This is a genomic window from Polynucleobacter sp. MWH-Spelu-300-X4 (genome assembly GCF_018687515.1).
Classification (GTDB): domain Bacteria; phylum Pseudomonadota; class Gammaproteobacteria; order Burkholderiales; family Burkholderiaceae; genus Polynucleobacter.
Genome location: NZ_CP061294.1, coordinates 126,764 through 138,263 on the forward strand (window position 1 = coordinate 126,764; position 11,500 = coordinate 138,263).

Sequence of the window (11,500 nt, forward strand, 5' to 3'; positions counted from 1 at the left end):
GAGGCCTTTTTTATTCATTAGATCGATTTTGTAAGACAGTTACTTCTGCCTCTTCGGCCCTGGCCTCTTACCTACTTGTATCTCAATCTCTAGGTCTTTACCTTTTCTGCTGATCTCGGCTTTAATCTTTTGACCTGGGCTTACTGCTGAAATCTTATTGAGTAGCTGAGTAATATCTTTAACAGGTTTGCCATCTATTTTTTTAAGCACATCACCAGGCTTGATGCCGGCTCTATCTGCGGGACCATTTTGAAGAGTGCCGATAATCAGTACGCCTTCAGGTTTAATTTTTAAAGTATCAGCCAGCTCTTGATTGATATTTTGTGGCTCAACACCAATCCATCCGCGAGTAACGCCGCCGTTCTTTGTAATGGCTTCTAGCACTTCTTTTGCAGTACTAATTGGAATAGCAAATCCAATGCCCATGGAGCCGCCACTGCGTGAGTAAATCGCTGTATTAATGCCAATGAGATGGCCTCTTGTATCCACTAATGCGCCACCAGAATTACCTGGGTTAATGGCGGCATCGGTTTGAATAAAGTTCTCGAAGGTATTGATGCCCAAATGATCTCTACCTAATGCAGAAACGATGCCAGATGTCACGGTTTGACCAACGCCAAATGGATTGCCGATTGCTAAAACAATATCGCCGACTTTGACAGACTCTATTTTTGCAAAGGTAATGGGTTTGGGGAGGTTCGGGATATTAATTCTTAAAACGGCGATGTCGGTATCTGGGTCGCTACCGATAACAGTTGCTTTTGTTTTTCTGCCATCAGCTAATGCCACTTCAATCTGATCAGCACCTTCAATCACATGGTGGTTGGTCAGTATTAACCCTTCTGCACTAACAATTACACCTGAACCAAGACTTGAAGACTCTTCTTCTTTATTAGGTGCTTGATCTCCGAAGAAAAATTGGAACCAAGGATCATTGGATTGCGAGCTATTGGAGTCTTTTTTATTTCTCTTTTGTTTAACGACGTTCTTGCTCGTAAAAATATTGACCACAGCTGGCATAGAGCGTTTAACCGCTTCGTGATGTGAGCCTGGGTTGGGTGTGCTTGGATCAATGGAAGATTCATTAATGGTGATGCTGCTAACACCATTAAAACCAATACCATCTAGCCAATTTGGCTTAAAAGTACTTAAGATAAACAAAATTGCCAATAAAAGAGTGACAATCTGTGCGAAGAGTAACCAAAGTCGTTTCAACATAGTGATAGATTAGCCGAATGCCAAAAAAAAGCCAGCCAAGTTTAAAGACACCCCTGAAAAAAGAAAAAGCTCTGAAAGCTATTAAATCCAGTAAGGGATCGATTGCTAGAGATTTGCTCGTTAGTCACTTATCTGACTTATTACAAGTGGACCGCGTCAAAGACTATTGTCCGAATGGTTTGCAAGTTCAGGGCAGGGCATCGATTAAAAAAATCGTTACTGGGGTTACCGCAAGCAAAGCTTTAATCGAGGAGGCTATTGCTCAAAAAGCCGACGCTATTTTGGTTCACCATGGTTGGTTTTGGAAAAGTGATGATCCTGCCATTGTTGGACAGTTACATGCCCGCCTAAAGCTTTTAATGGAGCATGACATCAATTTGTTGGCTTACCACCTACCTTTGGACTTGCACCCTCAATTGGGTAATAACGCTCAATTGGCCAAAATCATGGGGTGGTCTGTGGCCAGCTCTAAGGGGATTGATGGCCTCATTTGGCAGGGGAAACCAAATGCTTCTCAGAAAACTCTAGGGCAATTAGCAAGAAGTGTGGGTAGTCGTTTAGGGCGTGACCCTTTGGTCATTGGGGACCTTAATCAGCCGATTAAAACGGTTGCCTGGTGTACTGGCGCTGCTCAATCTTATATAAATGAAGCTATTTTAATGAAAGTGGACGCTTACATCAGTGGTGAGATTTCTGAGCCAACCGTCCATATTGCAAGAGAAATGGGTATTGCTTACATAGCTGCTGGGCATCACGCTACTGAGCGTTATGGCATTCAGGCGCTAGGTGAGCATCTAGCCAACAAGTTCGGTTTAAAGCATACCTTTGTGGATATCCCTAATCCTGTTTAAAAGTTATCGATTGGTTAACAACTGTAAGCCTTTGTAAGTTGATAACTTTTTTATAGGTTTTGCCTATTTTTTAAGCTTATGGGGTTTAAATCAGGGGGTCGCCTTCGCTATAATTGCCCGTTGACGTCAAAAATAAAGCCTTACAAGAGGGAAATCAGTAATGAGTGATCAATGCATGGATAAAAGCCGTCGTAACTGGATCATCGCGACTTCAGTTGCAGGCGGTGTTGGTGGTGCGGCAGTTGTATTACCTTTGGTAAACACATTTGCTCCGTCTGAGCGAGCAAAAGCAGCCGGTGCTCCTGTTGAAATGGATATCGCTGGTATGCAGCCAGGCGAATTACGCACAGTTGAGTGGCGCGGCAAACCAGTTTGGGTTGTTCGTCGTACACCTGAAATGGTTGAGTCACTTAAAAAGACAGATGCTGAAGTGGCTGATCCAAAGTCAGAACGCAACGCAGACTCTTTAACACCAGAATACGCACGTAACGAATACCGCTCTATCAAGCCTGAGTATTTGGTAGCTGTTGGTATTTGCTCACACTTAGGTTGCTCACCAACTGCAAAATTCCAAGCAGGTGCACAACCATCTTTGCCAGACAACTGGGAAGGTGGTTTCTTGTGCCCATGCCACGGTTCTACATTTGACTTGGCTGGTCGAGTATTTAAAAACAAACCTGCGCCAGACAACTTAGAAGTGCCACCACATATGTATGTGAGCGACACAAAGTTGATCATTGGTGAAGACAAGAAAGCGTAAGGGGTAAAACATGGCATTTCATGAAAAAGAAGTTCCAGCGAACGCCTCGCGCGGACAAAAATTATTAGCTTGGGTTGACTCACGTTTCCCATTAACAGCGACTATTGAAGGTCACTTAACTAAGTACTACGCACCAAAGAACTTTAACTTCTGGTATTTCTTTGGTTCTTTAGCGATTCTAGTTTTGGCTATTCAAATCATTACCGGTATTTTCTTGGTGATGCATTACAAGCCTGATGCTGAAAAAGCATTCCAGTCTGTTGAATACATCATGCGCGAAGTGCCTTGGGGTTGGTTGGTGCGTTACTTGCACTCAACCGGCGCTTCTATGTTCTTCGTAGTGGTTTACCTACATATGTTCCGTGGTTTGATCTACGGTTCATATCGCAAGCCACGTGAATTAGTTTGGGTATTCGGTTGCGCTATCTTCTTGTGTCTAATGGCTGAAGCGTTCATGGGTTATTTATTACCATGGGGTCAAATGTCTTATTGGGGCGCTCAAGTGATTGTTAACTTGTTTGCTGCTATTCCATTGGTTGGCCCAGATCTATCTTTATGGATTCGTGGTGACTACGTGGTGGGTGATGCAACCTTGAACCGTTTCTTCTCATTCCACGTGATTGCTGTTCCATTGGTATTGATCGGTTTGGTAGCTGCTCACATCGTTGCTTTGCACGAAGTAGGTTCTAACAACCCTGATGGCGTAGAAATCAAAGAAAACTTAGATGCAAATGGCGTACCTGTTGATGGTATTCCTTTCCATCCATATTACTCAGTACATGACCTACTAGGCGTTGGCGTGTTCTTGATGATCTTTGCATTTATCGTGTTCTTTATGCCTGAAGTAGGCGGTTATTTCTTAGAACACAATAACTTTATTCCTGCAGATCCGTTGAAGACTCCTCCGCACATTGCGCCGGTTTGGTACTTCACACCTTTCTACTCTATGTTGCGCGCTACAACATCACAGTTCTTATTACCAATGTGGATCTTTGCTGCATTGTTATTAGGTAAAGTGATTCGTAGTACTGAAGACAAAAAAGTAAAAGGTATCTGTGCAGGTATCTTGGCAGTATTAGCCGTGGGCTTCGTTCTATTTGATGCGAAGTTCTGGGGCGTGATCGTGATGGGTGGCTCAGTGGTAATTTTCTTCTTCTTGCCATGGTTAGATAACTCACCTGTTAAGTCGATTCGTTACCGTCCACAGTTCCACAAATACATCTATGGTGTATTTGTTGTTGCTTTCATTATTTTGGGCTACTTGGGCATTCAACCTCCATCACCAATTGGTGAGAAGGTTTCTCAAATTTGCACCATCATCTATTTTGGTTTCTTCCTAGCAATGCCTTGGTGGAGCCGTATGGGTGAGTTCAAGCAAGTTCCAAGTCGCGTTAATTTTGTTGCGCATTAATCGCGAGCACCCATAAGGAAAATGAAAATGAAAAAATTCGTATGGCAAATGATTGGGGGCTTAGTAGTAGCCGCCACAATGAACTCAGTACAAGCTAACACTGGTGAGTTCCCATTAGACGCTGCACCTAAGCGTGTTAATAGCGAAGCTGCTCTACAAAATGGCGCTAAATTATTTGTTAACTATTGCTTGAATTGCCACGGTGCAGTGAGCATGCGTTACAACCGTTTGCGCGATATTGGTTTAACAGACGAGCAAATCAAACAAAACTTGTTATTTACTGGTGAAAAAGTAGGTGACATGATGACTGTGGCGATTGCACCTAAAGATGCAAAAGCATGGTTTGGTGCAACACCTCCAGATCTATCAGTGATTGCTCGCGCTAAAGGTGCGGACTATCTTTACACATATTTGCGTACGTTCTACAAAGACGATACGAAAGCAACTGGTTGGAATAACATGGCTTTCCCAAGCGTTGGTATGCCTCACGTGATGTGGGAGCTACAAGGTGTTCGTACCGCTAAGTATGTAGAAGAAAAAGATCCACATGACGCGTCTAAGACGCATCATGTTTTCAAAGGCTTTGAACAAGTAACACCAGGCAAATTAAAACCGCAAGAGTTTGATGATGCTATGGGTGACTTAGTTGCTTATCTCCAGTGGATGGGTGAGCCTGCGCAGTTGGATCGTAAGCGTTTAGGCGTTTGGGTATTGATGTTCTTGGCAGTATTTACAGTATTGGCTTGGGGTTTAAACAAGTCATATTGGAAAGACATCCACTAAAAAAATAATTAGGAGATTTACCCTATGATGGTTTTATATTCGGGCACTAACTGCCCGTTCTCTCAGCGTTGCCGTTTGGTTCTATTTGAAAAAGGCATGGACTTTGAAATCCGTGACGTTGATCTTTTCAATAAACCAGAAGACATCTCTGTCATGAATCCTTATGGCCAAGTACCTATCTTGGTTGAACGCGATTTAATTCTTTATGAGTCAAACATCATTAATGAATACATTGATGAGCGTTTCCCTCATCCACAGTTGATGCCGCCTGACCCGGTTGCGCGTGCTCGTGCTCGTTTGTTCTTGTTCAATTTTGAAAAAGAACTATTCGTACACGTATCAACTTTGGAAAATGAAAAAGGTAAAGCTGCAGAAAAAAATCATGAAAGAGCGCGTTTAGCTATTCGTGATCGTTTAACTCAGTTAGCGCCTATTTTCATTAAAAACAAATACATGTTGGGTGATGATTTCTCAATGCTAGACGTGGCGATTGCTCCATTGCTATGGCGCTTAGAGCACTACGGTATTGATTTATCTCGCAATGCTGCACCTTTAATGAAATATGCAGAGCGTATCTTCAGCCGTCCTGCGTACATTGAAGCGTTGACCCCATCTGAGAAGGTCATGCGTCGCTAATTAGTTCTTTAACTAATTTAGTGAAGTTTATGAACGACGTCCCTAGTACTAAACCTTATTTGGTCCGCGCACTACATCAGTGGTGTGTGGATCATGGGTTTACTCCTTACTTAGCTGTTTTTGTCACAGAGCAGGTTCATGTTCCTATGGACTATGTGAATAACGGCGAAATCATTCTTAATATCAGTCCTGAAGCTTGTCAGGAGTTGCATATGGACAATGAGTGGATTGCGTTTAAAGCACGCTTTGCCGGTGTTCCTAGAGAGATTCATGTTCCCCTAACCAATGTCATGGCAATTTATGCCAAAGAAAATGGTCAGGGTATGTCTTTCCCAGTTGATAGAACGCCACCTTCTGCGCCGGCGGAGGAAAAAAATACACCGATTTCTAAAGGAAGGCCTAGCCTAAAGCTAGTGAAATAAGTTAGAATATCGGGCTTAGAAGTAATTCTGTGGCGTTCTTTATTGAGTACGCAAAAATACGCAGAATAGGTTGGCCCCCTTAGTTAAATGGTATAACACTTGACTTGTAATCATGGATTGGCAGTTCGATTCTGTCAGGGGGCACCAAAAAATTCCCATATAAATCAATCATATAATTTCTCATCGTGAGAAAATCAGCATTTTTACTGCATTGCAACAAAAATGCCTTGAAATCCTACTGGTTTACCCTAAAATAGAGTTTGTGCAGTGCAATAAGTGTGCTGCGAATCTTATTAACTAACCTATTTGGAGTACACAATGAACCAAGATCAAATCACAGCAAAATTTGCAGAAATTTCTACTGAAGGTTTAAACACAGCATTTGCATTGACAACTAAAGCAGTTGAGCGCGCTCAACAATTAGCTGACATCAACTTTGCAGCTAGCAAAGCAGTTTTAGAAGAAGCTCAAGACGGTTTAGAGCAAGCTTTGACAATCAAAGATCCACAAGCTTTTGCTTCTTTAGTACAAGCTGACGTATTTGCACCTTTAGGTAACAAATTGGCTGCTCATCAACGTGCTGTAGCTAAATTAGTTCGTGAAGGTAATGTTGAGTTGGCAGAAGTTGCTGAAGCTCAAATCGAACAATTCCAAGCTGGCGTACAAAACTGGGTTGACACATTCGCTGCTAACGCACCAGCAGGTTCAGACGTTTTTGTTAACGCATTGAAAACTTCAGTTGGTACAGCATTGCAAGGTTTCGAGCAGTTCCAAGTAGCTGCTAAAGAAGCTGCTGCTGTTGCTGAGCAAAATGCTGAGCAAGCTGTTGAAGCTTTCCAAGGTTTTGCTAAGCAAGCTAAATCAGCTGCTACAACAGTTGCTGCTAAGCCAGCTGCACGTGCAACACGTACAGTTAAGAAAACAGCTGCTCGTCGTACACGTAAGTAATTAGTTACCTTTCGCAGGCCTAGAGCCTGAGAACTGAACCCGCTATCTGTAAAGACAGCGGGTTTTTTATTACTTAAATTTAATTAAATATTCTGAATTCTAGAATTGAGAATGACAGAAATTACTCATCATCAGCAACATCGGTAAGTTTGCTAGGTAATGATTTATTTGGTTTAACGCCAAGCTTCTTAACATTCTCAGCTGTGCGAATCAGATTGCCACGACCAGTTTTTAACTTACCTACCGCATCGTTATAACTAACTTGAGCTTGCTCTAAGCGTTGACCTACTTTATCTAAGTCTTCAACAAACCCAACAAATTTGTCATAGAGCATGGCACATTGACGGGCAATCTCTTGAGCATTTTTGTTTTGATACTCTTGGCGCCATAGGTGAGCTACGGTTCTTACGGTTGCTAGTAATGTACTTGGGCACACAATCACAATATTTTTCTTTAGTGCTTCTTGATAAATGTCTGGCGCATGGCGCATGGCAGATAAAAAGGCAGGTTCAACTGGAATAAACATCAACACAAAATCAATTGATCCAACGCCATATAGGTCTTGGTAGTTTTTGCTGGATAAACCTTGAATATGTTGCCTAATCGATTGAACATGACTATTGAGTTCGGCCGTTTTGGTGCTCTCGTCATCAGCCTGCATGTAGCGTGTATAAGCTGTAATCGAAACCTTACTATCAATCACCAGGTGTTTAGATTCTGGAAGGCGAATCACCACATCGGGTTGTAAACGTGAGCCATCACTGATCGTGTGAGTATCTTGAACCACATACTCTTCACCTTTGCGTAACCCAGAATTTTCTAGAATCGTTTCTAGTACCAACTCACCCCAATCCCCCTGGGTTTTAGATTCACCTTTAAGTGCATTGGTCAGAGCCCTGGTTTCATCGGTCATGCGTAGGTTTAGGCCAGCTAATTTTTCCACTTCCTGTTTTAAAGCAAAACGCTCTCTTGCTTCTGATTGGTAAGTCTCATCAACCTGTTTACGGAAATCAGTCAATTTTTCTTGAAGTGGCTTTAAAAGCGTGTCTAAATTTTGCTGATTTTGCTCGGCAAAACGACGTGACTTTTCTTCCAAAATCTCATTGGCTAGATTTTTAAACTGATCGGATAGAGCAGTTTTTGCATCTTGAGCAGACTGCTGCAAGGTAGCCAATTTATCAGCGCTTTGGCGGCGCTCAGCCTCTAATTCAGTTTCCGCTTTGACGCGAGCTTGCCCTTGATTCCAGGCATAGAACAGGCTGGCAATAGCAATAATGCAGAAAAGACCTAAGAGTAAAAATGCGATCGTTGTATCCATACCGCCATGCTAAACCATGAGCGGCTCTTTGGATGAGCTAGCAAGGTTTAATTTGAAAATATTTTAACTATATGGACTATTGTTTCGAAGTACTGGGATAGTCTTTATGTACATATAATCTAATAACTTATTTTTAAATAAAAAGAGGTTTCTCTTGAGCTCTGAATCAATTCTTGGTTATATAGCGGCGGTATTAACAACGGTTTCTTTTTTGCCGCAGGTTACGCATATATATAAAACAAGAGACACTAGCGCTATATCTTTATCAATGTACTTAATGTTCAGTATTGGTGTTTTTCTGTGGTTTATTTATGGGGCATTAATTCATGCTTGGCCAATGGTGATTGCTAATGGAATCACCTTGTTACTGGCATTAACTATTTTAGTTTTGAAGATAAAAAACACATCAAGTAAATAATATTTACTGTTAGGAGAGGTTTGAAGAGTGGCCTTAAATTAGATTTTTAGAGGCTTATTTTCGGAAGCGCTTATGGAACAACCAGGATGGAAATTTGAATATAGTTACCAGAAGTTACCGTCAAATCTGTTTGAGCCGGCTTACCCGAGAAAAGTTAAATCTCCTAAGGGATTAATATTCAATGAACAGTTAGCGAGCTCAATCAATCTCGATATTGATAGCTTAATGAGTGCTGCTGGAATAGACAGTCTATCCGGCAATACACTACCTAAAGGGGCTGTTCCTATAGCGCAAGCCTATGCAGGCCATCAGTTCGGTAACTTTACAAACTTAGGAGATGGTCGGGCAATTCTTTTGGGTGAACACCGAGTCTCTGATGAAAAAATTGTGGATGTTCAGTTAAAGGGGGCTGGTCGTACACCTTATTCTCGTAATGGTGATGGGCTTGCAATCTTGGGGGCAGTCCTTAAAGAATATATTTTTAGCGAAGCCATGCATGCTTTGGGAATTCCGACAACCCGCACTTTGGCTGTAGTCGGAACTGGTGAATATGTGCAACGTCAGAAGTTGCAACCAGGGGCAGTGATGACTCGAATTGCATCCAGTCATATTCGAATCGGGACCTTTGAGTTTGCTTGTCGAGGCGATGTTTCGACGCTAAAAGAATTGGCTGACTACGCAATTAAAAGACACTACCCTGAGCTTATAAATATAGAAAATCCTTACATAGAATTTTTGAAAAAAATGATAGATCAGCAAGCCTATTTAGTTGCGCAATGGATGAGTGTTGGGTTCGTCCATGGCGTCATGAATACTGACAATATAAGCATTTCTGGCGAAACGATTGACTATGGCCCGTGCGCATTTATTGATGAGTATGATTTGCGATCAACGTTTAGTTCTATTGATAGACGTGGTCGATATGCTTATGGCAATCAATCGAAAATAATGTACTGGAATATTTGCAGATTTGCTGAGTCTTTGCTGCCGCTTTTATATCCCAATGATATTGATTTATCGATTCAGGTGGCGCAGGACATATTAAGAACATTCCCAAATATTTATGAAGCTTATTGGCAGCAGGTTTTTTGTAAAAAAATAGGTTTTGATTCGGTGACGGCTAATGCGGTGCAGTTAGTGAGTGAGCTATTAGAAATAATGCATGATCAACGGTTGGATTTCACAATCACATTCCGTCAACTAGCCCGCGGAACTTTAAATCACCCTGCGTTGCAAGATTGGGTAAAGGCTTGGCAATTAGAGTTGTTGGAATCTAACCGTGACTTAACGAGCACCTCGAAACTGATGCAGGTAAATAATCCTGTGGTTATTCCTAGAAACCATGTGGTTGCATCGGTAATTGAGGATGTTGAAACTTCAGGGGATTTAAAACCATTTCTAGATTTACTGGAAATAATTAAAAATCCTTTTTCCGAAGAGTTCAGCGGTCACACATTAGCTTTCCCAAGACCTGATGGGGTGCCGCAAACAGTCACTTATTGCGGCACATAGAGCATAGCTCTATTACTTAGCTAGTTTTAGCCTGCTAAAACTTGTTGTAATTCGCCGCTTTGATACATCTCAGTCATGATGTCTGAACCACCGATGAATTCACCTTTGACATAGAGCTGAGGAATCGTTGGCCAGTTGGAAAATTCTTTAATGCCTTGGCGGATGGCATCATCTTCTAAAACATTAATGGTGTACGGCTCATTAACGCCACAGGCTTGCAAAATTTGAATGGCTCTACCTGAGAAGCCGCATTGCGGAAATTGCGCAGTGCCCTTCATAAATAGAACAACTGGGTGTCCTTCAACGATCGTTTTAATTTTTGCTTGTGCGTCCATGATGTTTCCTTATATGAAGACCTAATTTTAACGAAGCTTAGCACTTGCTGCTCGGGCAATACCCGCAAGGTCATGATGGACTTTTATATCCACAAAACCATGCTCTTGTAATAAATTTCTGACTGCTGCTGATTGGTCATATCCATGTTCTAGAGCAATCAGACCATTTTTATTCAGATATTCTTTGGCAGAGCCAATAATTAACCGATAAGCGCTTAAGCCATCGTTAAAGTCGGTTAGGGCGGTATCTGGTTCAAAACGAAGGTCGCCTTCAGATAGATGTTGATCTCCAGAGGCTATATAGGGTGGGTTGCTCACAATCAGATCAAATAGGCCATCGTTTTGCCCATGAGCAATTTTGGAGAGCGCTTCAAACCAGTTGCCTTGAGAAAAACTAACTTGTTGATCAAGACCTAGTAACTGAGCATTTTCTTTGGCAATCGCTAAAGCGGATTCGCTTAAATCAATACCCACTACCTTTGCATCAGCTAGATTTTTAGCAATTGCTAGCGCAATCGCACCGCTGCCGGTACCTAAATCAAGGATACGTGGCGCAGTAAGTTTTTCTTGGTGAATATGTTCAATAGCTAACTCAACTAAAAGCTCTGTTTCTGGTCTTGGAATTAAAACCCCTGGAGCCACTTTTAGTTCAATGTTGTAAAACTCTTTTTTGCCAAGGATATAAGCAACGGGTTCACCGCTATTCCTGCGAGCTTCTAACAAATGCCATTCAGCAATTAACTCTTTGGGTAGAGCATCCGTATCTCTGCTGATTAAAGAGCTCTTAGGCCAGTTCAGATGTTTCTCAATTAAATGAGCTAAGAGAACTTTTGTATCCACCTTATCTAAGGTGGATGCTGCTAAAAGTTCCTTAATGCAGGGCATGTA

General features: G+C 41.9%; 13 protein-coding genes and 1 tRNA gene. 10 read left to right on the plus strand and 4 right to left on the minus strand.

Features of this window, described 5'->3' with window-relative positions:
- Positions 1–39: 39 nt before the first annotated feature.
- Positions 40–1,218, minus strand: a complete 1,179-nt coding sequence (locus ICV01_RS00700; protein WP_215287770.1) for a trypsin-like peptidase domain-containing protein — start codon at positions 1,216–1,218, stop codon at positions 40–42.
- A 101-nt stretch (positions 1,219–1,319) separates the two neighbouring features.
- On the opposite strand from ICV01_RS00700, the gene ICV01_RS00705 reads away from it, so the two are divergent.
- From ICV01_RS00705 to ICV01_RS00740, 8 genes are all read left to right on the plus strand, one after another.
- Entirely contained in the window at positions 1,320–2,069 is a 750-nt protein-coding gene (locus ICV01_RS00705) for a Nif3-like dinuclear metal center hexameric protein (RefSeq protein WP_371817472.1), read from the plus strand.
- 160 nt (positions 2,070–2,229) lie between these two features.
- On the plus strand, positions 2,230–2,829 hold the full coding sequence (gene petA, locus ICV01_RS00710) for a ubiquinol-cytochrome c reductase iron-sulfur subunit (protein WP_215287772.1): 600 nt from the start codon (positions 2,230–2,232) through the stop codon (positions 2,827–2,829).
- A gap of 10 nt (positions 2,830–2,839) precedes the next feature.
- Positions 2,840–4,240 (plus strand): cytochrome bc complex cytochrome b subunit, encoded by a 1,401-nt coding sequence (locus ICV01_RS00715; protein ID WP_215287773.1) that lies wholly within the window; start codon positions 2,840–2,842, stop codon positions 4,238–4,240.
- Positions 4,241–4,288: 48 nt separating this feature from the next.
- Positions 4,289–5,023: a cytochrome c1 gene (locus tag ICV01_RS00720; protein ID WP_251369394.1), complete on the plus strand. Its 735-nt coding sequence runs from the start codon at positions 4,289–4,291 to the stop codon at positions 5,021–5,023.
- Between the two features lie 24 nt (positions 5,024–5,047).
- The gene (locus ICV01_RS00725) at positions 5,048–5,659 is read left to right on the plus strand and encodes a glutathione S-transferase N-terminal domain-containing protein (RefSeq protein WP_088812637.1); all 612 of its coding nucleotides are present in this window, start codon (positions 5,048–5,050) and stop codon (positions 5,657–5,659) included.
- A 29-nt stretch (positions 5,660–5,688) separates the two neighbouring features.
- The gene (locus ICV01_RS00730; RefSeq protein ID WP_215287775.1) at positions 5,689–6,081 is read left to right on the plus strand and encodes a ClpXP protease specificity-enhancing factor; all 393 of its coding nucleotides are present in this window, start codon (positions 5,689–5,691) and stop codon (positions 6,079–6,081) included.
- 73 nt (positions 6,082–6,154) lie between these two features.
- Positions 6,155–6,228 (plus strand) — tRNA-Thr (locus ICV01_RS00735).
- A 171-nt stretch (positions 6,229–6,399) separates the two neighbouring features.
- Positions 6,400–7,029 (plus strand): phasin family protein, encoded by a 630-nt coding sequence (locus ICV01_RS00740; protein WP_215287776.1) that lies wholly within the window; start codon positions 6,400–6,402, stop codon positions 7,027–7,029.
- A 121-nt stretch (positions 7,030–7,150) separates the two neighbouring features.
- On the opposite strand, the gene rmuC is transcribed toward ICV01_RS00740, so the two are convergent.
- Positions 7,151–8,347 (minus strand): DNA recombination protein RmuC, encoded by a 1,197-nt coding sequence (rmuC, locus tag ICV01_RS00745; RefSeq protein WP_215287777.1) that lies wholly within the window; start codon positions 8,345–8,347, stop codon positions 7,151–7,153.
- A 154-nt stretch (positions 8,348–8,501) separates the two neighbouring features.
- Here rmuC and ICV01_RS00750 point away from each other — a divergent pair, with 154 nt between their 5' ends.
- Positions 8,502–8,765, plus strand: a complete 264-nt coding sequence (locus ICV01_RS00750; protein ID WP_215287778.1) for a SemiSWEET transporter — start codon at positions 8,502–8,504, stop codon at positions 8,763–8,765.
- Between the two features lie 72 nt (positions 8,766–8,837).
- Positions 8,838–10,277, plus strand: coding sequence for a YdiU family protein (locus tag ICV01_RS00755; protein ID WP_215287779.1), 1,440 nt, complete (start codon positions 8,838–8,840; stop codon positions 10,275–10,277).
- A 26-nt stretch (positions 10,278–10,303) separates the two neighbouring features.
- Here ICV01_RS00755 and grxD read toward each other — a convergent pair whose 3' ends face one another.
- Positions 10,304–10,612: a Grx4 family monothiol glutaredoxin gene (gene grxD / locus ICV01_RS00760; protein ID WP_215287780.1), complete on the minus strand. Its 309-nt coding sequence runs from the start codon at positions 10,610–10,612 to the stop codon at positions 10,304–10,306.
- A gap of 27 nt (positions 10,613–10,639) precedes the next feature.
- A complete protein-coding gene (gene prmC / locus ICV01_RS00765) occupies positions 10,640–11,497 on the minus strand; it encodes a peptide chain release factor N(5)-glutamine methyltransferase (protein WP_215287781.1) in 858 nt (285 codons plus the stop codon).
- Between the last annotated feature and the right edge of the window lie 3 nt (positions 11,498–11,500).

What these genes read in the sequence shown, in the direction of transcription:
- ICV01_RS00700 (WP_215287770.1), bottom strand. Translation starts at nt 1,218, where the DNA reads ATGTTGAAACGACTTTGGTTACTCTTCGCACAGATTGTCACTCTTTTA.
- petA (WP_215287772.1), top strand. Translation starts at nt 2,230, where the DNA reads ATGAGTGATCAATGCATGGATAAAAGCCGTCGTAACTGGATCATCGCG.
- ICV01_RS00715 (WP_215287773.1), top strand. Translation starts at nt 2,840, where the DNA reads ATGGCATTTCATGAAAAAGAAGTTCCAGCGAACGCCTCGCGCGGACAA.
- ICV01_RS00720 (WP_251369394.1), top strand. Translation starts at nt 4,289, where the DNA reads ATGATTGGGGGCTTAGTAGTAGCCGCCACAATGAACTCAGTACAAGCT.
- ICV01_RS00725 (WP_088812637.1), top strand. Translation starts at nt 5,048, where the DNA reads ATGATGGTTTTATATTCGGGCACTAACTGCCCGTTCTCTCAGCGTTGC.
- ICV01_RS00730 (WP_215287775.1), top strand. Translation starts at nt 5,689, where the DNA reads ATGAACGACGTCCCTAGTACTAAACCTTATTTGGTCCGCGCACTACAT.
- ICV01_RS00740 (WP_215287776.1), top strand. Translation starts at nt 6,400, where the DNA reads ATGAACCAAGATCAAATCACAGCAAAATTTGCAGAAATTTCTACTGAA.
- rmuC (WP_215287777.1), bottom strand. Translation starts at nt 8,347, where the DNA reads ATGGATACAACGATCGCATTTTTACTCTTAGGTCTTTTCTGCATTATT.
- ICV01_RS00755 (WP_215287779.1), top strand. Translation starts at nt 8,838, where the DNA reads ATGGAACAACCAGGATGGAAATTTGAATATAGTTACCAGAAGTTACCG.
- grxD (WP_215287780.1), bottom strand. Translation starts at nt 10,612, where the DNA reads ATGGACGCACAAGCAAAAATTAAAACGATCGTTGAAGGACACCCAGTT.
- prmC (WP_215287781.1), bottom strand. Translation starts at nt 11,497, where the DNA reads ATGCCCTGCATTAAGGAACTTTTAGCAGCATCCACCTTAGATAAGGTG.